Origin of the sequence: Thalassotalea castellviae (assembly GCF_031846185.1) — a bacterium.
In the GTDB taxonomy this organism is placed as follows: domain Bacteria; phylum Pseudomonadota; class Gammaproteobacteria; order Enterobacterales; family Alteromonadaceae; genus Thalassotalea_H; species Thalassotalea_H castellviae.
Genome location: NZ_JAVRIF010000007.1, coordinates 59,244 through 83,024 on the forward strand (window position 1 = coordinate 59,244; position 23,781 = coordinate 83,024).

16 protein-coding genes are annotated in these 23,781 nt (G+C 39.1%); 14 read left to right on the top strand and 2 right to left on the bottom strand.

Features of this window, described 5'->3' with window-relative positions:
• Positions 1-5 precede the first annotated feature (5 nt).
• From bamA to RM573_RS12820, 14 genes are all read left to right on the top strand, one after another.
• Positions 6-2,474, top strand: coding sequence for an outer membrane protein assembly factor BamA (gene bamA / locus RM573_RS12755; RefSeq protein ID WP_311582623.1), 2,469 nt, complete (start codon positions 6-8; stop codon positions 2,472-2,474).
• 64 nt (positions 2,475-2,538) lie between these two features.
• A complete protein-coding gene (locus RM573_RS12760; RefSeq protein ID WP_311582626.1) occupies positions 2,539-3,057 on the top strand; it encodes an OmpH/Skp family outer membrane protein in 519 nt (172 codons plus the stop codon).
• A 167-nt stretch (positions 3,058-3,224) separates the two neighbouring features.
• Complete coding sequence (gene lpxD / locus RM573_RS12765; protein WP_311582629.1) at positions 3,225-4,262, top strand: UDP-3-O-(3-hydroxymyristoyl)glucosamine N-acyltransferase; 1,038 nt, start codon at positions 3,225-3,227, stop codon at positions 4,260-4,262.
• Positions 4,263-4,316: 54 nt separating this feature from the next.
• Positions 4,317-4,769, top strand: a complete 453-nt coding sequence (fabZ, locus tag RM573_RS12770) for a 3-hydroxyacyl-ACP dehydratase FabZ (protein WP_311582632.1) — start codon at positions 4,317-4,319, stop codon at positions 4,767-4,769.
• 23 nt (positions 4,770-4,792) lie between these two features.
• Positions 4,793-5,563, top strand: a complete 771-nt coding sequence (lpxA, locus tag RM573_RS12775; RefSeq protein ID WP_311582635.1) for an acyl-ACP--UDP-N-acetylglucosamine O-acyltransferase — start codon at positions 4,793-4,795, stop codon at positions 5,561-5,563.
• An 8-nt stretch (positions 5,564-5,571) separates the two neighbouring features.
• Positions 5,572-6,777 carry a lipid-A-disaccharide synthase gene (gene lpxB / locus RM573_RS12780; RefSeq protein WP_311582638.1) on the top strand — a complete coding sequence of 402 codons (1,206 nt, stop codon included), beginning with the start codon at positions 5,572-5,574 and terminating at the stop codon, positions 6,775-6,777.
• A gap of 7 nt (positions 6,778-6,784) precedes the next feature.
• Complete coding sequence (gene rnhB, locus RM573_RS12785; protein ID WP_311582641.1) at positions 6,785-7,417, top strand: ribonuclease HII; 633 nt, start codon at positions 6,785-6,787, stop codon at positions 7,415-7,417.
• Between the two features lie 27 nt (positions 7,418-7,444).
• Entirely contained in the window at positions 7,445-11,005 is a 3,561-nt protein-coding gene (gene dnaE / locus RM573_RS12790; protein WP_311582644.1) for a DNA polymerase III subunit alpha, read from the top strand.
• 75 nt (positions 11,006-11,080) lie between these two features.
• The gene (gene accA / locus RM573_RS12795; RefSeq protein WP_311582647.1) at positions 11,081-12,037 is read left to right on the top strand and encodes an acetyl-CoA carboxylase carboxyl transferase subunit alpha; all 957 of its coding nucleotides are present in this window, start codon (positions 11,081-11,083) and stop codon (positions 12,035-12,037) included.
• A gap of 72 nt (positions 12,038-12,109) precedes the next feature.
• Entirely contained in the window at positions 12,110-13,486 is a 1,377-nt protein-coding gene (gene tilS / locus RM573_RS12800) for a tRNA lysidine(34) synthetase TilS (protein WP_311582649.1), read from the top strand.
• Positions 13,487-13,549: 63 nt separating this feature from the next.
• Positions 13,550-14,734 (top strand): dicarboxylate/amino acid:cation symporter, encoded by a 1,185-nt coding sequence (locus RM573_RS12805; protein WP_311582652.1) that lies wholly within the window; start codon positions 13,550-13,552, stop codon positions 14,732-14,734.
• A gap of 177 nt (positions 14,735-14,911) precedes the next feature.
• The gene (locus RM573_RS12810; protein ID WP_311582654.1) at positions 14,912-15,481 is read left to right on the top strand and encodes a PhnA domain-containing protein; all 570 of its coding nucleotides are present in this window, start codon (positions 14,912-14,914) and stop codon (positions 15,479-15,481) included.
• 381 nt (positions 15,482-15,862) lie between these two features.
• Positions 15,863-16,780: a DMT family transporter gene (locus RM573_RS12815; protein WP_311582656.1), complete on the top strand. Its 918-nt coding sequence runs from the start codon at positions 15,863-15,865 to the stop codon at positions 16,778-16,780.
• A gap of 58 nt (positions 16,781-16,838) precedes the next feature.
• Positions 16,839-17,294, top strand: coding sequence for a GNAT family N-acetyltransferase (locus RM573_RS12820; RefSeq protein WP_311582659.1), 456 nt, complete (start codon positions 16,839-16,841; stop codon positions 17,292-17,294).
• Between the two features lie 452 nt (positions 17,295-17,746).
• On the opposite strand, the gene RM573_RS12825 is transcribed toward RM573_RS12820, so the two are convergent.
• The gene (locus RM573_RS12825; RefSeq protein ID WP_311582661.1) at positions 17,747-20,368 is read right to left on the bottom strand and encodes a glycosyl hydrolase family 18 protein; all 2,622 of its coding nucleotides are present in this window, start codon (positions 20,366-20,368) and stop codon (positions 17,747-17,749) included.
• Between the two features lie 89 nt (positions 20,369-20,457).
• A complete protein-coding gene (locus RM573_RS12830) occupies positions 20,458-23,571 on the bottom strand; it encodes a glycosyl hydrolase family 18 protein (RefSeq protein ID WP_311582968.1) in 3,114 nt (1,037 codons plus the stop codon).
• Positions 23,572-23,781 lie beyond the last annotated feature (210 nt).

The following is a 23,781-nucleotide window of genomic DNA, read 5'->3' on the forward strand; positions in this document are numbered from 1 at the left end:
ATTTTATGATGATTAAAAAAATTGCCCTAGCGGTTCTGTTAGGTACTTTAGGTACAACAGCTCAAGCTGCAGAAGAATTTCAAGTAGAAGATATTCAAGTTAAAGGTCTACAGCGTGTTGCATTAGGTGCAGCGTTAACTCATATACCTTTTAATGTCGGTGATACACTCAATGATTTCCGCATTTCACAATCAATTAAAGCCTTATATAAATCAGGTCACTTTAACGATATTGCTGTTTTTAGAGATGGTCAACGCGTTATTTTTAAAGTGAGAGAACGTGAAACTATCAGTGAAATCACCTTTGAAGGTAACAGTGATCTTAAAGATGAGCAGTTAATTGAAAGTCTTGATGGCTCCGATATTCGCGTTGGTGAAACGTTAGATAAAACTGTTATTACGGGTCTAGAAGTTGGTTTAGAAGATTTTTATCACAGTGTGGGTAAATACAATGCTGATGTTAAAGCTGAAATAACTCATTTGCCTCGTAACCGTGTGAATTTGAAGTTTGTTTTTACTGAAGGTGATGCAGCTTCTATCCAACAAATAAATATTGTTGGTAATGAAATATTTTCTGATGAAACATTGTTAGATAAAGCAGAGCTAACCTTTGACTCTCCTTGGTGGGATTTTATGGCGCAAGATCGCTATCAAAAGCAAACCCTGCAAGGCGATATGGAAACCATAGAAAGTTACTACTTAGATCGCGGTTACCTACAGTATAAAGTTGATTCAACACAAGTCTCCATGACTCCTGATAAAAAAGCGGTGTATATTACGCTCAACGTAACTGAAGGTGAGCAATATACTGTGAGTGAAGTTGATTTTGTTGGTGATATGGCAGGCTTTGAAGGCACCATTCGAGCGATCAATCCGTTGCGTGCTGATAAATTATATAACGGCGCTGAAGTAACTTATACCGAAGAAACGATCAGTAAATTTTTAGGTCGTTTTGGCTATGCGTATCCTAAAGTAACGACCATTCCTGAAATCAATGAAGAAGATAAAACCGTCAAACTAAGTATCTCAGTCGATCCTGGTAAGCGAATTTATGTTAATCGTATTAATTTCAAAGGTAATCATGTTACCGCAGATCGCGTACTTCGTCGTGAGATGCGTCAAATGGAAGGTGCGTGGTTATCCAATAGTTTAGTTGAAGGCTCTAAAGCCTGGTTACAACGTTTACCTTATATGGAAGAAGTTGAATTTGAAACTATTCAACTACCAGAAGAAGATGATCTTGTTGATATAGAATATACCGTTAAAGAACAACCATCCGGCTCTTTTACTGCGGGTATTGGTTATGGTTCAACCACTAAATTAAGTTTGAACGCGGGTATCCAACAAAATAACTTTTTAGGAACTGGTAATCGTTTAGCGGTCAATATTAATACCGTTAGTTATTCACGCAGTATTAATATGTCCTACACTGACCCATACTTTACGGTTGATGCGATTTCGTTAGGTGGTTCTATTTTCTACAATGAGTTTGATGCGGGTAGTGCAAACTTAGTTGAATATAATAATAAAACTTATGGCGTTGGTTTAAATTTTGGTTTTCCAATCAACGAATATGTACGTTTGAATTTTGGTGTTGGCTACAAGAGTAATGGTATTACTCGTTTACAAACTTATGAGCAAATTCAAAGCTTTTATGAATTATATTCAGATCCAAATGATCCTGACGCAGGTTTAAAATTTGATAACTTTGATATAACCGCTGCTATCTCACGTAGTACTTTAAACCGTGGTACTTTCCCAACCGCAGGTTCGCAGCAAAGTTTATCTTATAAAATGACGACACCAAATTCAGATACCAATTACTTTAAGATCAATTTAGATACTAAATGGTATTTCCCTATTGCCAGAGGTTGGAGCTTTAAAACAAGCTTACAATTAGGTTATGGTAATGGGTATGATAGTATCAATGGTAATGACCAAGTATTACCATTTTGGGAAAACTTTAGAGCAGGTGGTGGTTCGGATACCTTACGTGGTTTTGAAACCAATATTGTCGGTCCTCGTGCTATCTTCCGTTACCCAACATCTATCCCCGGCACACCTGATGCCCTTGGCGGTGGCGGTTGTTGTTTAGGACCAGATCACGATGTTGTGAATGGTTCTCAACGTTCCGTCGGTGGTAATGCTATTGCATTGGCAGGTATAGAATTGATTGTACCAACACCATTCTTAGACGAAGGTTTTACGAATAGTGTGCGGACAAGTTTCTTCGTTGATGCTGGTAATGTTTGGGATACAGAATTTGATATGAATGATTATCGAGATCTAGCACCAAAAGAATTTGCTAAAATTGATGACTATTCTGATGTCGGAAGATATCGTGCTTCAGCAGGTTTGTCTGTTCAGTGGTTGTCGCCAATGGGGCCAATGATCTTTAGTTTTGCTAAGACGCTAAAAGAAGAAGAGGGTGATGACACCAAATTCTTCAACTTTAATATCGGTCAAACCTTTTAAACGGCTAATCGATCCCAATATAATTAAAAATGTGTAAAGAATATCTTTAAGTTAGGAGAAGAAATTGAAAAAACTATTTAAATCAATTGCGCTAGCAACAGTTGCATCAGGGGCTTTATTATCAAGTGCAGCAATGGCTGCTGATCAAAAAATTGCCGTGGTTAATTTCCAAGAAGTTATGGGTAAAATTCCACAAACTGCTGCTGTTATGCAAAGCTTAGAAGCTGAATTTAAAGACGCTAAAGCAGAACTTACTCAACTTGAAAAAGATATTAAGTATTACCAAGAAAAGAAACAACGTGACTCTTCTTTAATGAGTAAAAAAGAAATTGAAGAACTAGATACGAAAATTGCGACTTTTTACCAAGACTACCAAGTAAAAGGTAAAGACTTACAGCAAAAAGCTGGTGCTCGCCAAAATGAAGAAACAAATAAAATTGTTGCTTTAGTTCGTCAAGCGATTGATGGTATTGCGGCAAAAGGTAATTATGACTTAGTACTTGAACAAAAAGCGGTAGTATTTGCTAAACCAGAAACTAGTATTACTGATCAAGTCGTTGAGCAAGTGAGCAAAATTAAATAATAAACTCACCTACTTAATGTCAGGTTATTTATTTTAATTAAAAAGCTAAATTTTTAAAGATACGTTACTTTGTCAAAGTAACGTATCTTTTTATTTCTTTTTCAATAATTAATAGCTTAAACTAGTTATTGAACACTTAAATCCCTTTAATGAAGAAAACGCGATAGATGAGTTATACACTTAAAGAACTTGCCGATAAAATAGGCGCGAGTGTTCACGGAGATGACACTTGTTTAATTAATAGTATTGCCACTTTATTAAATGCAAAAGCTGGTCAAATTGCTTTTTTGTCGAATGTGAAATATCGTCAGCAATTAAGTGAAACCAAAGCAAGTGCCGTTATTATCACTGAAGATTGCCTCGCTGATTGTCATACCAATGCATTAGTGATGGCTAATCCTTATATGGGATATGCACTACTTGCTCAACTATTAGATACAACGCCAAGAACTGCAAATAACGTTCATCCGTCTGCAGTAGTCGATGCAAGTGCAATTATCGGGGCGAATGTTTCCATCGGTGCAAATGCCGTTATTGAGTCCGGTGTTGAATTAGCTGAGGGGGTATCGATTGGTGCCGGTTGCTTTATTGGCAAGCAGGCTAAAATAGGTAAACAAACCTCCCTTTGGGCCAATGTATCTATTTATCATCGAGTTGAAATAGGCGAGAACTGTTTAATTCAGGCGAATACGGTTATCGGCTCTGATGGCTTTGGTTATGCAAATCATCAGGGAAATTGGCTTAAAATACCTCAATTAGGCTCAGTGATTGTTGGTAATAATGTTGAAATAGGCGCAAGCACTACCATTGATCGCGGGGCGTTAGACGATACGATTATTCATGATGGTGTGATCTTAGATAATCAAATACAAATTGCGCATAACGTGGTTATTGGCGAAAATACTGCCATGGCGGCATGTAGTGTGATTGCTGGTAGTACAGTGATAGGTAAAAATTGTACGATTGCAGGAATGGTTGGCATCAATGGTCATATTACTGTTGCTGATGGTTGTGTCTTTACAGGCTTTGCAATGGTGACTAAAAACATCACAGAAAGTGGGGTATACTCATCTGGTTTACCTGTTCAATCGAATAAAGAATGGCAAAAAACCAATGCAAGAATACGTAAACTTGAGTCGACCAATAAAAAAATAAAAGCATTAGAAAAAGAAATATCTTTATTAAAAGGCGAAAGTTCGTCGTAAATTTATTACGCATTTAACTTTCGCTGCTACTCAGTCAATAAGAAGGACAGTGATTTGGAATCGCAAAAAAACGTTATTGATGTTCAAGAAATTCAAACATTAATCCCACATCGTTACCCGATGTTACTTGTCGATCGTGTGTTAGATTACGAAGCAGGTAAATGGTTACACGCTATTAAAAATGTCACCTTTAATGAGCCTGTTTTTACAGGGCATTTTCCTGAGTTAGCTATTTTTCCAGGCGTACTCATTCTTGAAGCGTTAGCACAAGCAACCGGCGTACTAGGTTTTAAAACTACACAAGGGCGTGAAGATGATGAAATGTATTTATTCGCATCTATTGATAATGCCAAGTTTAAAAAGCCAGTAGTCCCAGGGGATACCATGCATTTACATGTGGAATTTGTTAAAGAACGTCGAGGCATGTGGAAATTTTACGGCGAAGCAAAAGTTGATGGCAAAGTTGTCTGCTCTGCCGATTTAATGTGTGCACGTCGTAAGTTGTAATCGCTTAATAGGAGCAAATTCATTTGATTCATGAACAAGCAATCATTGAAGAAGGTGCGGTCATTGGCAACAATGTCACTATCGGACCTTGGACATATATCAGTAAAAATGTCGTGATAGGGGATGATTGTCACATTAGTGCTAATGTGGTGATTAACGGCCCGACTCGAATGGGTAAAGGTAACCGTATCTTTCAATTCGCTTCTATTGGTGAAGATTGTCAAGACTTGAAATATGCTGGAGAACCAACGGAATTAATTATTGGTGATAATAATGTTTTTCGTGAATCATGTACGATTCACCGTGGCACGATCCAAGATAAAGGCATCACGCAGATAGGCAATAATAATTTATTTATGGCATACACACATGTTGCTCATGATTGTATGGTGGGTAATAACTGTATTTTAGCGAATAATGCGTCAATTGCAGGGCATGTTCATGTTGGTGATCATGCTATATTAGGCGGTATGTCTGGTGTACATCAATTTTGTCATATTGGTGCGCATAGTTTTGTCGCTGCTACTTCATTAGTACTAAAAGATATTCCTCCTTATGTGATGGCTTCAGGTAATGCAGCGAAACCTTATGGCTTAAATGCAGAAGGTTTAAAACGAAGAGGCTTTACGGCTGAAACCATTCGCAGTATCAAACAAGCTTATCGTAAAGTTTATCGTCAAGGTTTGACGGTTGAAGTGGCAATGAAAGAGATAAAAGAAGGCAGTGAAAATAGTCGAGAACTACAACTATTTACTGATTTTATTGAATCTTCACAACGCGGAATTATCCGTTAAACGTCTGAATGATGAATTCAGATACTGACATTAAAACACCAGCTGCTCAATCTCCTGTGTTTGCCATCGTTGTCGGCGAACATTCGGGTGATACCTTAGGCGCAGGTCTTATGACCGCGCTTTTAAAACGATTCCCGAATGCCAAGTTTATTGGCATTGGTGGCCCCAAAATGTTGGCGCTTGGTTTTGAAAGTTTGTTTGATATGGAAGAGCTTTCCGTGATGGGGATCTTCGAAGTATTAGGACGGTTAAAACGTCTATTTCATGTCAAAGATAGCCTTGTAGATCATTTTTCTGCTAATAACCCCGATGTCTTTATTGGCATTGATGCGCCCGATTTTAATTTACGTTTAGAACAACAATTAAAAGAGCAAGGGATCAAAACGGTTCATTATGTCAGCCCCAGCGTTTGGGCTTGGCGACAAAAACGTATTTTTAAGATAGCTAAAGCCACGAATATGGTGTTGTCTTTATTACCGTTTGAAAAAAACTTTTATGATCAACACAATGTGCCTTGTACTTTTGTTGGGCACCCTTTAGCCGATGATATTCCATTAACGTCCGATAAAGCTTTAGCAAGAAGTGAACTGTCACTTCCCGAGAAAAGTAAAATACTCGCATTGATGCCGGGAAGTCGTGGCGGTGAATTATCACGTTTAGTGGCACCTTTTTTACAAACAGCACAGCAGTTATTAATTCAAGACGATTCGTTGATTTTTGTGGCCCCTTTGATCAGTGAAAAAAGAGCTGCGCAGTTTAATCAACTTAAAAATGACATTGCGCCTGATTTGCCGGTACAAGTGATTATCAATAACACTCAACAAGTGATGGCCGCAAGTGATTGCCTATTAACCGCATCAGGTACGGTTACCCTTGAAGCCGCCTTGATAAAACGTCCGATGATTATTTGTTATAAATTTAACTTTGTTACTTTCATCATTGCGAAATTAATGGTTAAGCTAGAGTGGTTTTCATTACCAAATTTATTAGCGAATAAAACCTTAGTGCCTGAATTATTACAACAAGATGTATGTGTTGAAAACATATTACCGTTAGTGAAGGAAAGGTTATACAAAGATCAATCTGAGCTCAATCAAGCATTTATGACTATTCATCAAAGCTTACAGCAAAATGCTAGTGAAAAATCTGCCGAAGCGGTCATAAATTTATTGCCAGATAATTTTTCTCACGTTATTTCAACCGTTAACGAGTAAAACGTACATGACTAAAGTGAAAGCTGAAATGGCGCCTTTTGAATACCCCATTGCTTATTGTATTGCTGGTGTCGACGAAGTTGGCAGAGGACCGTTAGTTGGAGATGTGGTTACTGCTGCCGTGATTTTAGATCCCGATAATCCTATTGAGGGTTTAATGGATTCTAAAAAGTTATCGGAGAAAAAACGCCAAACGTTATCCGAAGAAATTAAAGAAAAAGCGCTGGCGTGGTCGATTGGCCGTGCGACACCTGAAGAAATTGATACCTTAAATATTTTACATGCCACCATGTTAGCGATGCAACGTGCCGTACAAGGGTTAACGATTGAACCTGATTATGTGCTAGTGGATGGCAACCGTTCACCGAGTTTTCATCATGAAAGTGGCCAAATTACGAGTCAGTCTGTCGTCAAAGGGGATGCGAGAGTGGCAGAGATAAGTGCTGCATCAATTATCGCCAAAGTCGCTCGAGATGACGAAATGATAGCGTTAGATAAATGTTATCCCCAGTATGGTTTTGCACAACACAAAGGTTATCCAACAAAAGCACATTTAGAGAAGATAATTGAATACGGTGTGTTAGACTGTTATCGAAAAAGTTTTAAACCCGTAGCTGCTGTTATCTCTAATCATCTCTAATAAAAATATAGCGTTGTAGAATCAAAAATGTCCGAATTAGAACATCAGTCTGTAGAGTCCGAAGAAACCACCAACGAACAAGCGCCTAAGTTTGTTCATCTTCGGGTGCATAGTGATTTTTCGATGTGTGATGGCCTAAATAAAGTCAAACCCATTGTTGCTAAAGCGGCAGAGCATAAAATGCCTGCCATAGCGTTAACAGACCAAACGAATATGTGTGGTCTGGTTAAGTTTTATCACGCGGCGCATGGCGCAGGTTTAAAACCAATCATCGGTAGTGACTTTTGGGTAAAAAGTGACGAACTTGGCGATGAATTATCTCGTTTAGTGATCCTCGCTAAAAATAACAAAGGCTATAAAAATTTAACAGAAATAATGTCGAAAGCGTATTTACGAGGTCACATTCAAGGTAAAGCGGTAATCGACAAAAACTGGTTAATTGAATATGCCGAAGGATTAATTTTATTATCTGGCGGTAGAGAAGGGGATATTGGTCTCGCACTCGTTAAAGGTAATCATGATCTCGTTAATGGAATGGTCGCGTTTTATCAACAATATTTTCCAGATCATTTTTATTTAGAATTAATTAGAACGGGTCGCGAAAATGAAGAAAACTACCTGCACTTAGCGGTTGAACTCGCTCGAAATACACATTTGCCAGTGGTGGCCACCAATGAAGTGGTGTTTCTCTCTGCTGATTTATTCGATGCTCATGAGATCCGAGTCGCCATCCACGATGGTTTTACCTTAGATGATAAACGTCGACCTAAAAAATATAGTCCAGAACAATACCTTCGCACAGAAGAGGAAATGATTGAGCAATTTCAAGACATTCCAGAAGCCATTGAAAATACGATAGAAATTGCCAAGCGTTGTAATGTTACTGTCACACTTGGTGAATATGTATTACCAGACTTTCCAACCGAAGGGTTATCGATAGAAGATTACCTCGTGAAAGTTTCTGAAGACGGTTTACAAGAGCGTCTTGAATTTTTATTTGATAAAGACGCCCCCGACTTTGCCGAGAAAAGAAAACCATATGATGAACGCTTAAAAACCGAACTCGATGTTATTAATAACATGGGGTTTCCGGGGTATTTCTTGATCGTTATGGAGTTTATCCAGTGGAGTAAAGATAACAATATCCCTGTAGGTCCAGGTCGTGGTTCGGGGGCGGGTTCGTTGGTGGCATATGCACAAAAAATCACCGACTTAGATCCACTTGAATATGATTTACTATTCGAGCGTTTCTTGAATCCTGAACGGGTATCTATGCCTGATTTCGATGTGGATTTTTGTATGGATAGGCGAGATGAAGTCATCGATCATACCGCAGAGCTTTATGGCCGAGATGCGGTATCGCAAATCATCACTTTTGGAACGATGGCGGCAAAAGCGGTAATTCGTGATGTTGGCCGTGTATTAGGCCATCCATACGGTTTTGTTGATCGTATTTCAAAATTGGTGCCGCCTGATCCGGGCATGACTTTGGCTAAAGCTTTTGAAGCAGAGCCAAAACTGCCTGAAGCTTATGCTCAAGATAACGAAGTAAAAGATTTAATTGATATGTGCCGTATACTGGAAGGCACAACAAGAAATGCAGGTAAACATGCGGGTGGTGTGGTGATTTCACCCACTACCATAACTGATTTCGCACCATTATATTGTGATGATGAAGGGAAAAACCCGGTTACCCAATTTGATAAAAATGACGTTGAAGATGCTGGCTTAGTAAAATTCGATTTCTTAGGTTTAAGAACCTTAACTATTTTGCAATGGGCCATAGAAATGGCTGATAGCAAACTGTTAAAAGCGGGTAAAGAACCCATTGATATTGCTTCAATTCCACTCGATGATAAAAAGTCGTTTTCATTGTTATTGAAATCGGAAACTACAGCGGTCTTCCAGCTTGAATCAAGTGGCATGAAGTCACTTATCGATAAACTAAAGCCTGACTGTTTTGAAGATATTATCGCCTTAGTAGCACTGTTTAGACCCGGCCCTTTACAATCAGGGATGGTAGATAACTTTATTGAACGTAAACACGGTCGAGAAGAGGTTAGCTATCCTGACGCAACTTGGCAGCACGAAGATCTGAAACCAATATTAGAACCGACTTACGGTATTATTTTATATCAAGAGCAAGTCATGCAAATTGCTCAAGTACTTGCTGGTTATACACTCGGCGGTGCTGATATGCTACGTCGTGCTATGGGTAAGAAAAAGCCTGAAGAAATGGCCAAACAACGTGCAGGTTTTGAACAAGGTGCGATCAATCGTGGTGTTGATGGCGAACTTGCGATGAAAATTTTCGATTTAGTAGAAAAGTTCGCGGGTTATGGTTTTAACAAGTCTCACTCCGCCGCATATGCGTTAGTGTCATATCAAACATTATGGATGAAAGCGCATTATCCAGCACCATTTATGGCTGCCGTGATGTCTGCTGATATGGATAACACTGATAAAATCGTCACCTTAGTTGATGAATGTAAAAACATGGGCATTGATTTACTGCCGCCTGATGTCAATAGTGGTCAGTACAAATTTACCGTTAATGATGACAATCAAATCGTTTATGGTATTGGTGCCGTTAAAGGTGTCGGAGAGGGGCCTATTGAAGCCATTATTGCTGCTAGAGAAGAAGGCGGTGACTTTGTCGATTTATTTGATTTTTGTGCGCGACTTGATTTAAAGAAAACCAATAAACGTGTCTTAGAAAGGTTGATAAAATCAGGTGCGATGGATGCGCTTGGTCCTAAAGTCAATCCTAATGGTAAAGAAGGTCCGCATCGTGCGGCGTTATTCGAAACATTACCTGACGCTATTAAAGCAGCAGAACAGCACGCTAAAGCACAATCGTTAGGGCAAGACGATTTGTTTGGTTTGATCAATGAAGAGCCAGAAGATACTCGTCAAGCCTTTAAAGATGTACCTATGTGGCAAGAAGAAGTATGGCTTGATGGCGAAAAAGAAACCTTAGGTTTATATCTCACAGGGCATCCGATCAATCGCTATTTATCTGAGATTAAAAAATATGCTTCAGCCAGATTGGTTGGTATGCAGCCCACGGGCAAAGATAGAACCGCTACTGCCGTCGGATTAGTACTTGGCGTTCGAGTATTAGTAAACAAACGAGGTCGTCGCTGGGCATTGGTAACCCTAGATGATAAAAGTGCCAGAATGGATGTAAGGTTATTTCCTGATGACTATGATACCTTTGCCGATTTACTGGTTACCGACGCAATTTTAGTCTGTAGTGGACAGGTCAGCTTTGATGATTACTCCGGAGGCCTTACAATGACCGGCCGAGATATCATGACAATTGCAGATGCCCGTGAAAATTATGTAACCTCGTTGGATTTACAGGTGGATCGAAATGCTATTTCACAGACCTTTATTGAAGAATTAACGCAAGTGCTGACACCGTATAAAGATGGCACTTGTCCGATACGTGTTTTTTATCAAAGAGATGAAGCACAAGCTATGCTAGAATTGGGCGTACAATGGCGAGTTACTCCAGCAGATGCATTATTGCATCAATTAAATATTTTGTTGGGTGAAGATAACATTGCCTTAAAATTTAAATAGATAGTGCTAAGTGTTAAACACTAAGCATTGTTAGCGTAAAATATAAGTACAACAGAACATAGGTAAGTAAAACATATGTCATTAAATTTTTTAGACTTTGAGCAACCAATCGCGGAACTTGAAGCCAAAATTGAAGAATTGCAATTAGTGAACAATGGTCAGGAGTTAAACCTTGATCTTGAAGAACAAATTACGCAATTACGTGAAAAAAATAAAATTCAAACACAAAAAATCTTTGCGGGTTTAGACCCTTGGCAAACTGCACGTGTCGCTCGCCATCCTCAGCGTCCTTATACGCTGGATTATTTACCACGAATTTTTACTGATTTTGATGAACTATGTGGTGATCGAGCTTATGCAAATGATAATGCCATTATTGGCGGTACAGCGCGATTAGATGGCAAACCTGTGATGGTTATAGGTCATCAAAAAGGACGCTCTACCGCTGAAAAAGTAAAACGTAATTTTGGCATGCCTCGCCCTGAAGGCTATCGTAAAGCGCTTCGTTTAATGGAAATGGCAGAACGTTTTAATATGCCAATTATTACTTTTATTGATACCCCAGGCGCATACCCAGGTATTGGTGCCGAAGAGCGTGGACAAAGTGAGGCTATCGCGACTAACTTAAAAGTGATGGCGCGTTTGAATGTTCCTATTATTTGTACGGTTATTGGTGAAGGTGGCTCTGGTGGTGCGCTAGCCATTGGCGTGGGTGATCGCGTTAACATGTTACAATATTCCACGTATTCGGTTATTTCTCCAGAAGGTTGCGCATCCATTTTATGGAAAACCGCAGAAAAAGCCTCGACAGCTGCTGAAGCGATGGGAATTACGGCAACACGTATTAAAGAACTAGATCTGATAAATAGCATTGTTGAGGAGCCATTAGGTGGCGCTCATCGTGATATGGATGAAATGGCAGCCTTTTTAAAGCAAGCGATCAAAACAGATCTTTCAGAGCTTGAAGGTTTATCAAAAGACGAATTGATTGAAAAACGTTATGAACGTTTAATGTCTTTTGGTTATTGTTAATATTTTTACCATTAACCGTTTAAATGTAGGTCAAGTAGACATTCGATTATTCAAATCTTGTCGAATAGCTCTTTGACCTACACTATTATGATTTTACCAACACTTACAAACTTTCTTAATCATTATCCTCATGCTCCTATAGTTATCGCCTATAGTGGTGGTGTCGACTCGCAAGTATTACTGCACGCTATTGCTCAATTAAAAAAAAATAATATGGTTAACCAAGCGGTGATGGCGATTCATGTTAACCATGGCTTAAGCCAATCGGCAGGTCAATGGCAACAATTTGCAAAACAACAATGTCAATTATTAAACATTGATTTCAAAACCATTAACGTCAATGTGATTGATAAACCTCGGACAAGTTTAGAAGCTCAAGCACGAGATGCACGATATCAAGCATTAGCCGATTTGAGCCCAAGCAATGCGGTGATTTTGACTGGACACCATCAGGATGATCAAGTGGAAACATTTTTTTTATCTTTAAAACGTGGCTCTGGGTTAAAAGGATTATCAGCGATGGCCATGGTTTCATCATTTGCCAACGCAAAGCAAAAATTACTTAGGCCTCTATTACAAATTTCACGAGAAAATATTGTCTGTTACGCTCAAGAAAATCAGTTAACGTGGCTAGAAGATGAATCAAATGATGATATTCGATTCGATCGCAATTTTTTACGTAAAGAGATTTTACCGCAGTTAAAAGCTCGTTGGCTTAACTTTAACGATACTGTGATGCGAAGTACTCAACATTGCCAAGAAGCGCAAAGTATTTTAGATGAAGTTGCCGCCCAAGATTTAGCTCAGTGTATCCAAGCACAACGCGTATTATCTATTGCGCCATTATTGTTGTTATCGCAAGCAAGGTTTAATCTTGTCATTCGATATTTTATTGAACAACATCAAGGCTTAATGCCGAGTCAGCAACAATTACAACAACTTTATCAACAATTAACTGAAGCAGGAAAAGATAAAAACCCAGCCGTGAAGTTGGGCGAGATTTGGTTAAGACGTTTCCAAGATAAACTTTATTTAACTGAAGATTATCAATCTGTTATAAATTGGCGGTATGATTACGATCTCGCCCAAACGCATGGCGAATATTCAATAGAATTGCCAGACGGTTTGGGGGATGTCACTGTGACTTATGATGAATTAAATGTCCATGAAAAGTCATTCACACTCTCTTTGCCTGATTCGCTTCAGTCTATGTCAATTGTCTTTGCACATGATAATCCAAAGTGCTTACCTGAGTATCGACAACAAAGTCGACCATTGAAAAAAGTGTTACAAGAGTTATCAATCCCACCATGGCAACGCAAGCGTCTTCCTTTGTTATTTATAAATGATGAATTAGCTGCCGTTATTGGTTATTTCGTTTGCCAGCCATTTAGTGAAAATAAACATCAACAGAAAATTATGGTTCACTGGCAGAAAGAGTCAGGTTAGAATAAAACTATCAGAGTGTTCCTGCTCTATAACCGTACAATTATTATAATAATCGGAGATTTTATGAATTTAGTTTTAAAGTTAATTGCTGGTATTGTTGCTGGCATGTTAATTGGTTTATACGCGCCAGATGTGCTCGTTCAATTGACTTTTACGATTCAAAACCTAATTGGTCAATTAATTAAATTTACCATTCCTTTGATCATCTTATTCTATATCGCAAGCGGTATTGCCTCATTACCACAAGGCTCCGGATCCTTGTTAGGAAAAACTGTCGGTCTTGCTTATGGTTCTACTATTATTGCGGGCTTACTCGCCTTTATTGTGGCGAGTAATGTATTACCTGGCTTAACTGCTGGTCATCTTGTAGAAGCTGTAGAAGGTGAAAAACTTAAAGGTTTTATTGATATTTCAATTACTCCTTTATTTGATGTTATGACAGCACTTGCCATCGCCTTTATTTTTGGTATCGGTATTAGTGCAACCAATGCAAACTCGTTGCGTACGACTTTAAATGAAGCAAAAGATATTATCGAAATGCTATTAAGCAAAGTTATTATCCCTGCATTACCGTTTTACATTGCCGGTGTTTTTGCTGAAATGACGGTAGATGGTACTGTGTTCAGTACACTTAAAACGTTTGGTGTTGTACTAGTCTTAGCGCTCATTATGCATTGGGTTTGGATCACTGTTTTATATGTGGTTACTGGCGCAGCGACAGGAAAGTCTCCTGCTAAATTGTTAAAAAATATGATGCCGGCGTACTTTACTGCTCTAGGAACTATGTCGAGTGCCGCAACTATTCCTGTTTCTTTAAAAGCGAATAAATCAAATAATGTGAGTGATGGTGTCGCTAATTTCACTGTACCTTTATGTGCCTCTATTCATTTAAGTGGTTCAACTATCACTATTATCACCTGTGCCACCGCTGTGATGTTAATGACTCCTGAATTATCTGTGCCTAGTATTGCTACTATGATGGGCTTTATTTTAATGCTTGGCGTAACTATGATAGCAGCGCCCGGCGCACCAGGTGGCGCAGTAATGGCAGCATTAGGGCTATTGGCGAGTATGTTAGGTTTCACTGATGCGGCATTAGCGTTAATGATTGCACTTTATTTAGCACAAGATAGCTTTGGTACTGCGTGTAATGTCACCGGCGATGGTGCGATTGCATTATGGGTTGATAAATTTGCAGGTGAAGAAGGACTTGATGTCAAAGAACAAGCGAATGAAATAAACAACTAAATTCATTGCTCTATTTATTATATTTAAAGGTCGCTAATTGCGGCCTTTTTATTACTTTCAATTTAAAGATAATTGCATTTTGCATTTTGCATATTTAATTACCATATACGCAATAAAGTGATCGCAGAAAGTCCTGTTAAGAGGCATAATAGCGGCAAATTTTATAGGAGCCTTAATATGCCTACTGAGCAAGCATTAAAAAATCGTAGTAATAATAGTTGTGAGTTTTGTACATCAACAAATAACTTAGCTGTGTATCCTGTACCCCCAACGAGTGATTTAAGCGCTCAACAAAGTGTATATCTTTGTGAAAACTGTATTAGTCAGCTTGATGGCAAAAGCGAAGTAGATATTAACCATTGGCGTTGTTTAAACGATAGTATGTGGAATCAAGAGCCTGCGGTACAAGTTATGTCATATCGTATGTTACATAAACTTTCCACTGAAAGTTGGGCACAAGATGCTTTAGCTATGATTTATATGGAAGATGACGTTAAAACTTGGGCAGAGCAGGGTATTGCAGCCGCAGAGCGTGAAGGACCAACACGCGATAGTAATGGCGCTGAGCTTAATGACGGTGATGATGTAACTCTGATTAAAGATTTGAAAGTTAAAGGGGCGAATTTTACTGCAAAACAAGGCACCTTAGTGCGTGGTATTACCTTAACTGACAATCCTGAGCATATTGAAGGTAAAGTGAATGGTACCCGTATCGTACTAGTCGCTTCTTATTTGAAAAAAGCTTAAATTACATAAAATGTGAAAACGGACTTTATAAATGATTGACATAAAAGTTGGTGGCAGTCATTATCAATTTACCGCATATTGGCATAACTTAATTGCTCAATATCACTATAAAACAATTAAATAGAATTTATTTTAATGAAATACCTTTTAATCCTCCTTTTAGTCAATTGTCGCCAGAAGAGTATGACGAATATCGTCGTGCGCTGGTGGGAATCTACTGTGGATTAAAATGTAAAACAAACCTTTAACATTTTAAAAACCGCAGTTTGTCCACTGCGGTTTTTTGTTTTTTAGCCGAATACTTCAGTGTCAATTGCACTTTTACCAAGGATTTAACCTTGGAATTACGTTAACTCAGGAATGAGAACAAGGAGAAATGCAATGAATGTTTCTACAGCCTATATTGCTGTGGTCCTTATTTGGTCTACAACACCGCTAGGTATTGTATGGAGTAGTGAATCTGTACATCCTACTTTAGCGGTACTTTTGCGTATGTTAATCGCGTTAATATTAGGACTGTTATTAATCAAAATTAATCGTATCTCGCTTCCATGGCATCGTGATGCAGTTAAGCTTTATTTATTTTCGGCATTAGGTATTTTTGGTGGCATGTTACTTTCGTATTATGCTGCCCAGTATATTTCTTCAGGCTTGATCTCACTTATTTTTGGTTTAGCGCCAATTTTATCAGGGGTGATTGCACAAAAACTGATCCATGAGCCCAAATTTACGTTAACAAAAAAAATAGCGCTAGTGGTCGCGTTAATAGGGTTATTCATTGTTTGCTTAGATAATTTGTTGCTATCGCAAAACGGCTATATAGGGATAATATTGGTACTATTTGCTGTATTATTTTTTAGCTTAAGCGGCGTATTAGTTAAAAGTATAACCATTACAATTCATCCATTATCAACGACTATAGGGGCGTTATTATTATGCACTCCTTTATTTTTACTCGTTTGGTTAATTTTTGATGGTTCATTAAATTATCAACAATGGCAACTACGCTCAATTCTGGCCATTGTTTATTTAGGGGTATTTGGCTCTTTGATCGGTTTTATTGCGTATTTTTACGTGTTACAAAAGTTAACGGCGAGCACGGTTGCGCTAATTACCATGATCACCCCAGTGTTGGCGTTGTCGTTAGGTGCGTTATTAAACAACGAACATGTGTCTTTCAATTTAATGATCGGTGCTGTTTTTGTCGTGACAGGTTTAACGTGTTTTCAATGGAGCACTAAGGTCAGTGCATCGATGAAAAAACGGCTTAGAAATTCGCACACGAAAACTCGTTTTTAGTTTAAAGCTCGTTATAATCAGGATTAAATTTTCTTTCACTTTTTGAAAAATAGTTGTTATGAAATCAACCATTAGTTTTAAAAAAGCGAGTCAACTTGATAAACCGTTTTTGCTTGTTCTAAGAAAAACATCAATGACAGCACACTTGGAAAAAGCTGGTCTGGTTATGAATGATCAACAGCACTTTCAACGTATTGATGAATTTTTTACTGATTCACATATCATCTGTAAAGATAACGAGCAAATAGGATTAGTAAAATTTGCCTTGTTAGAAGATAGGTTACATATTCGGCAATTTCAGATTCTACCCGCGTTTCATAATTGCGGTATTGGTACGCGGGTTTTATCGTTATTAAAGAAAAAAGCGCAAGAGAGAAATTTGGCGATTACTTTAAATGTGCTATTGGCGAATCCTGCGTTAAAACTGTATAAGAGACAAGGGTTTATAATAGAAAACGAGACGCAGTTAGAGTATCAAATGCGCTGGCAGCCTAGCGCAGACAAAAGCTACTGAGCCCTTTTTAAAAAGCACAAAATCGAATATAGGTGAACAAATATAAAAATATTTTAGTGATCCGATGGACGATTTTTCAATATAAAACTTAAGGTAGTTTATTGATTGGAATGATTAAAATATTTATAAAAGTATTTGCTGTTGCACTACTCAGTGGTCTTAGATAATTTAATCGCCTCACTGATTTATGAAAGTCTGATATCTTTATCTTTTGTTTATCTTCCAATGGTTAACGGTAACAAAATATCAATTCTTTTATATTCATATTAATTTATGTTGGCGTTTATTAACTTTAATTTATCAAGAACGCCCTAGTGTGTTGCTCATTTAGATTTTGTTAAGGGCTAAATAGTATTTAACGCAATCACTACAAAGAAAAATGCCGATCAACTTATGTGATCGGCATTAATTTAAATGACTGGTTTATTTAGTATTCAATAATACCTTTAAGATTATTGTTTTACCCATACCGCACTAACACCAGGCTCTTCTCCTTGAGTCCACCACTGTGCTGTGTAGGTATCGCCATTATGGATGACTTGATCTCCACCATGATAAATAGCGTTGGGGTTCCAATCACCTGTTGAGGTGTCAGGATTAACCGCTTCCCACGGTCCACCTAAGTCTGGTTGATCACCTTGAGTCCACCATTTAGCTCGATATTCAATACCTTGATAAATCACGATATCGTCGGCGGTATACACAGCGGATGGATCCCATGTATCGCTCGGGTTTGTTACATCAGTATCATTTACCGTGAGATTAAAACTGGTGCTTGATTGTTCTGTACCATCACTCACCGAAACGGTAATTATATATGTGGTGGTAGTTGAAACTTCACCGGCTTGTAATGTGATGCTTTCACCAGAGCCTGTTAATGTTATTCCTGCAGGAACCGTCCACTGATAGCTAAGTGGATCATTATCTGCATCGGAAGCCGTTACGGTAATATTAACCGATACGCCTTCATCAACCGTTAGGTCGTCAATAGGGTCAACTACGGGGGCGTTATTACTCGACGATGGCGCGATAACACGTACCACAACACTTTTACTGACCGTGTCGGTACCATCACTGACGTTAATGATTGCAGTGTAGTCGGTATCTTGACTGACATTTGGTGCGGTAATACTTACGGTTTCAGTATTACTGCCTGAAAGTGTTAATGCACTATCAGCTGTCCAACTATAACTTAAGGGGTCATTATCGGCATCGGTTGCCGTTGCTGTAATAGATGTCGATTCACCCGAATTTACCGAGACTAAATTGGTGACAGACACGACCGGTTTTTTATTCGTCGGTGGCGTACCGTCATCTAAACCTTGGTGCATGGCATTTAAGATATCACCATTATCAGCGTCAATTTCCCAAGCAAATAAACCGCCCAAATCATGTGTTTTAACATACTGACCTTTAGCGATAACAGAACGAGGACTATCATAAGTGATTAATTTACCATTTGAACGATTCCAAACATACGCAGCCTCTGCAGCTTTGTCATAACCAATTTCAAAGCCATTGATACCTGTTTCCGCCGTGCCAATCATATTGGCTTTGATCCCTTTGTAATCTATTACACCAGCTTCCCATACACCTTCTGCAGAAGTACCGGTCAATTTACCATTGCCGGGCGCGGTCATCGGATTACCAGAAATGTCAGCGTTGCTATCTAAGACACCTTCCCAGCCACGACCATACATAGCGGTGCCAACGACGATTTGTTTCGACGGAACGCCTTGCGCTAATAACAAATTTAACGCATTGTCTATGGTATACGACGGTCCTTTGCGAGGTTCGCCTTCATCATCTAAGCCAGTACCATTACATTCATCAGCTGATAAATGGGAACCACAATAAATACCTGTTTGATGACCAGTAACATTGTTCCAAGCCCCATAAAAATCATATGACATGGCAAAGATATAATCCATGTGTTGTGCCGCATTACCATAGTCAACATCTTCAATCTTGTCATAACCGACACCTATAGCGGAAGTCAGTTGATATTCACGGCCAGTATCCGATTCAAGTTCATCTAACATGGCTCTTAATTCAGCCATTAAAGCTACATAGGCGGCTCCATCCTGGGCTGGATCACCTAAGGTAGTACTTGCGCCATCGCCCCCAGGATATTCCCAATCAATATCAACCCCGTCGTAAAACTTCCAAGTCGTTAAAAAGGTTTTAACGGAAGCGACAAAAGTATCGCGATTAGCTTTGTCAGTGAAATAGAAAAAAGGGTCTGATAACGTCCAACCACCAATTGAAGGTAATATTTTCAAATCTGGATAACGTTGCTTTAAAGCCATCATCTGTGCATAAGTACCACGAATAGGATCGCTAGAATCTACACCCGGTAACGCTTTTTGAATGGCTGCCCATGGGTCATGAATGACTACTTCAAAATCGTTTGAGCCTCCACAAGCTTTCACTAAAGCATTGTGACTGCCACCATTTTCAATTTCCTTTAGTGATTCATTTGGGCCACAAATTGGAATAAAGCCGTAAAGAATATGGCTTAGGTTATGGGCTGGAATATTGGTTACGTCAAAGTCGCGACCATAAATGCCCCACTCGACAAAATATGCTCCAGTTACCAAATCTTGTTTTGTTCCATAATCGCCGTTATTAGGATCATAATCCATGGGTAACGGCGCTAAATGTCCACCATCGGTATCGGCAATAACAATTGGTTTTCCATCACTTCGGGCACAGGATGTACCTTCACATAACTCAACATATAAAGTGTGGCGACCAGACTGTTGATAAGGAAAATTAATGACGCCACTTTTAGTGCCTGTTGGTAAAGTGCCTGAGTTAACTAATTGCTGGTCAAAATACACTTTATAGTTATCGCCACCATCGCCACTCCATGCATTCCATTCGATGTTAATGTTAACTTCATCGTGTACGGTAACAATATCTTTATAGGAGCCATTTCCTTCAAGGTCCACTTCTACAAAGGAGTATTCTTGAGGTTCCCAATTTATACTTGGTGTGGATGGAGCAGCAATGGACTGCCAAGACATTACGGCAGTGCTAATCGCCATCATAGTTAATAATCGTTTATTCATGACTTCACCTTTTAGTTATTATTTGTATTGAAATTTATTTAACGCTTTGTAATGCAACCACAAACTATTTAAGTTGTGGTTGGGCATTATTAATTACAGACTTGCTGCCAATCTGCTGTGGTCCCTGGTTCAGTGTTTGTCCACCATTTCGCTTTGAAAATGGCATTATTGTGCGACATTAAGTCACCACCAGTAGCGTGACTTGGATTACCAGCCCAATCGGTTTGTGGCCAATCTGGATAAATCGGAATATCGCTAATTGCAGTGCCTTCGCACTCTCCATTCGGATCAACAGGATCGCTTGGATCAGCTGGATCATTTACTTCAGCAATAGGCAAAGTCGGATATTGAGCACTGAACGCATAAACTTGACCGTCTTTTTCAATTGAAAAATTTACCGGACCTGTGATTGGCATGTAGTACATGACTTGAGCATCTATGGTTTGATTTGGAGTAAATGATTTTGCTTCTCCTCCCCATTCATTAATAAAAGTGATTGAAAAACGATGAAATTCGTTATCAAAGCCACCAATGTTATTACCGGCTGCGTTTGAGGCATTCACTTCTACAGCCATACCAAGTTTCTCTTGTGCATCCCAGTTGGACTTAAATATTGCCGACGTTGCTACAGGTACATCAAAGCTAACTTTGGCTCCGCTTAAATCAAGTTCAGAACGGTTGGTAAAACTAAAGGTTGGGCTAATTGGGTAATTGTTATCACCGATTGGAAAGTCTTTTACGGTAAATTCAATATCGACGGCCTTACTTGGCACGACAAAGTTTGGATTGCCGGTATGGATGTCATATTGAACACCACTTTGTTGAAATTGATTATAAGCCAAGCGAGTTAACGACGAGCCCATAAAGTATTCATCTTGGTCAGCGTCATAATCAAAATCACCCGCCAACTCCCAGAACATGATGCCACCTAGACCATTATTAATGACATATTCTACTTTTGTGGTCATAGACTCTTCATCTTCGATGGAAATAAACACTTTCTTCTGTTCATTCCATAACCAAGGTGCAACGGCTATTTCGTCATAAAATCGTTGGTAAGTTCCAACTAGCTGATCTTGTGGATCATTTTGAGGATCAAGTCCATAAATATTAAGGTAACTAGGTATTACGCCATTTTGGAGGTTTTTTACATGCCATAATGGATTACTTCCTGCCGGGATTTCACGGTCATTTTCAACATCGTGCCATAAATTATCGATTCCAATCGCACCATTTCCACATTGGTTTTTATCACCACTACCGGTACCTTTTGGACATTCGTTTTGATCTGGTAACGGCGCTTGTCCCCATAAACCATTCTCTCCGCCGGATACATCTTTAAAACCTCGTGTATAATAAGGAATACCGATATTAATACGACCCGCACTCAGTGCCCCTCTAAAGTATCGCACCGCCCAGTCGGTATTTAGATAACCTATACCTTCAAATTCTGCGGTTTCATATACCCCCCAGGTTGCTAATTCAGAGTCTTTACCCGTGCCAAATAATGAAGCATTATGACCGACATGTGCATTCCAAGCACCGTGTAGATCATAAGACATGATATTTACGTAATCTAAATATTGTGCCGCTTGGAATGTTTCCATGCCACGTAATAAATAACCCGAAGAAGGGGAGGCGATAGTGAGTAAATAATGTTTCCCTGCAGATTGACCTGCAATATCTAAGGTTTCTCGAAGGGTTTTCATTAATACTTGGTATGAAGCATTTAATCCGGTACGTCTTGCATTTGAAATATCAAAATCATCCGGATGACCAGCATCATTCATAGATGATGGGTATTCGTAGTCAATGTCGACACCATCAAAACCATAGGTTTCAATAAAGTTTACGACACTGTCACTAAAATCTTGAATGCCTTGATAGTTTACACTGCCATCAGCATTGGTGGTCATGGTATAAAAACCGCCGCTGGCGACACGTCCGTTTTCTCCAAAGTAGCCGCCAGTTTCAGCCCAACCGCCAACTGAGACTAAAGTTTTAACATCTGGGTATTGTTTTTTGTATTTGTTTAGAAGATTAAAATGGCCTTTGTAAGAAAACTCAGGATCCATTTCTGCACCCACAACACCGGGCCATTCCATATTAGTCGCGGGATTATTTTCAGCCAGCGGATCGCCAATTGATACCTTGTTATTATCATCTACATGAGCAAAAGCATAATTAATATGTGTGATTTTATCCCAAGGAATATCATTAACTAAATAACTTGGTTGACCGTTAGCGCCATTACGCCAACTGGTGAAATACCCAATAATGCGACGAGGATGATCTGCCCCCATGATCTCCCGGCCATTAACGTCATAGACAGTACAATACGGAGTATTAACATTTGGTGTTTGATATAAGCCTGCAGGGCGGCATTCGTCTGGATCTTCGCTAGTGCTGGTTGCTGTAACCGTCACCGAATAGTTAACCGAATGACTTGCTCCCTCGTTATCGGTTGCCTGTAAAGTAAATGAATATGTCCCCACAGCTGTAGCTTGCCAGCTATAAGTGGCTTGAGCGGCGTTTACCGTAATAAGAGAATGTTGCGCTTGTACAAATTTTAGTTCGTTAATAGTACCGTCTTCATCTGTAGCTGTTAATGTGAATTGAATTGAATCCCCCGGCTGCAAAGGATCTGAATGTGCAGCGGTGATATTAGCTACTGGAGATTGATTACTAGGAGTGGTTGATGATGAAATGACCACGTTGGACGAAACACTTGATGATTCCACTCCTTGATTATCGGTCGCTATGGCGGAAATAACATGATCGCCAACCATTGCTTGCCACTGTGTTTCATAAGGTTCGCTAGTGTCTGTTATCAATAGTTGACCATCAATATAAAATGCAACCTGTGCGACTGATTGATCATCGGTTGCATTTGCAGAGATGACAACGCTGTCATTTTCGGTCGCAGTAAATCCAGAATTCGGAATTAAATGAGTAACTTGGGGCGCTTGATTGCTGACAGCGCTGTCACAGTCGCCCAAAAGAGACCAATCTTGCCATTGACCAGAATTCTCCACAGGGTTAGTTTGTGTCCACCAATTGGCTTCATATAGAGCATTATCGGCAACGACTTGGCTGCCACCGTTATGCGTTTGACCTGTCTGCCATGTCGCTATGCCGGTACAGTCAGCAGCCAGTAATGTAGGTGAAACTAATAGAAAGAATAACGTGCTGATAGCAGTCATTTGAGGTTTTATTTGACTTGTTTTCACTTGAACCCCCTTCGTGGGTTGTGTTGTTATTTTTAGTTGTTCAAAAATTAAACTAGCATACAAATTCCCAAGATTTCAATGATGTTTTTTTCATCAAAACTTAAAATGTAACAATTTTGTAATAATGTAAGCCTTTACATTTTTTATTTAATTAAATAGGAATACCGTGCAAAGTAGAACTGC

Bases quoted from the DNA above. Each gene is read 5' to 3' on its own strand.
- bamA (WP_311582623.1), top strand. From the start codon at position 6: ATGATGATTAAAAAAATTGCCCTAGCGGTTCTGTTAGGTACTTTAGGT.
- lpxD (WP_311582629.1), top strand. From the start codon at position 3,225: ATGAGTTATACACTTAAAGAACTTGCCGATAAAATAGGCGCGAGTGTT.
- lpxB (WP_311582638.1), top strand. From the start codon at position 5,572: ATGATGAATTCAGATACTGACATTAAAACACCAGCTGCTCAATCTCCT.
- rnhB (WP_311582641.1), top strand. From the start codon at position 6,785: ATGACTAAAGTGAAAGCTGAAATGGCGCCTTTTGAATACCCCATTGCT.
- dnaE (WP_311582644.1), top strand. From the start codon at position 7,445: ATGTCCGAATTAGAACATCAGTCTGTAGAGTCCGAAGAAACCACCAAC.
- accA (WP_311582647.1), top strand. From the start codon at position 11,081: ATGTCATTAAATTTTTTAGACTTTGAGCAACCAATCGCGGAACTTGAA.
- RM573_RS12805 (WP_311582652.1), top strand. From the start codon at position 13,550: ATGAATTTAGTTTTAAAGTTAATTGCTGGTATTGTTGCTGGCATGTTA.
- RM573_RS12810 (WP_311582654.1), top strand. From the start codon at position 14,912: ATGCCTACTGAGCAAGCATTAAAAAATCGTAGTAATAATAGTTGTGAG.
- RM573_RS12815 (WP_311582656.1), top strand. From the start codon at position 15,863: ATGAATGTTTCTACAGCCTATATTGCTGTGGTCCTTATTTGGTCTACA.
- RM573_RS12820 (WP_311582659.1), top strand. From the start codon at position 16,839: ATGAAATCAACCATTAGTTTTAAAAAAGCGAGTCAACTTGATAAACCG.
- RM573_RS12825 (WP_311582661.1), bottom strand. From the start codon at position 20,368: ATGAATAAACGATTATTAACTATGATGGCGATTAGCACTGCCGTAATG.
- RM573_RS12830 (WP_311582968.1), bottom strand. From the start codon at position 23,571: ATGACTGCTATCAGCACGTTATTCTTTCTATTAGTTTCACCTACATTA.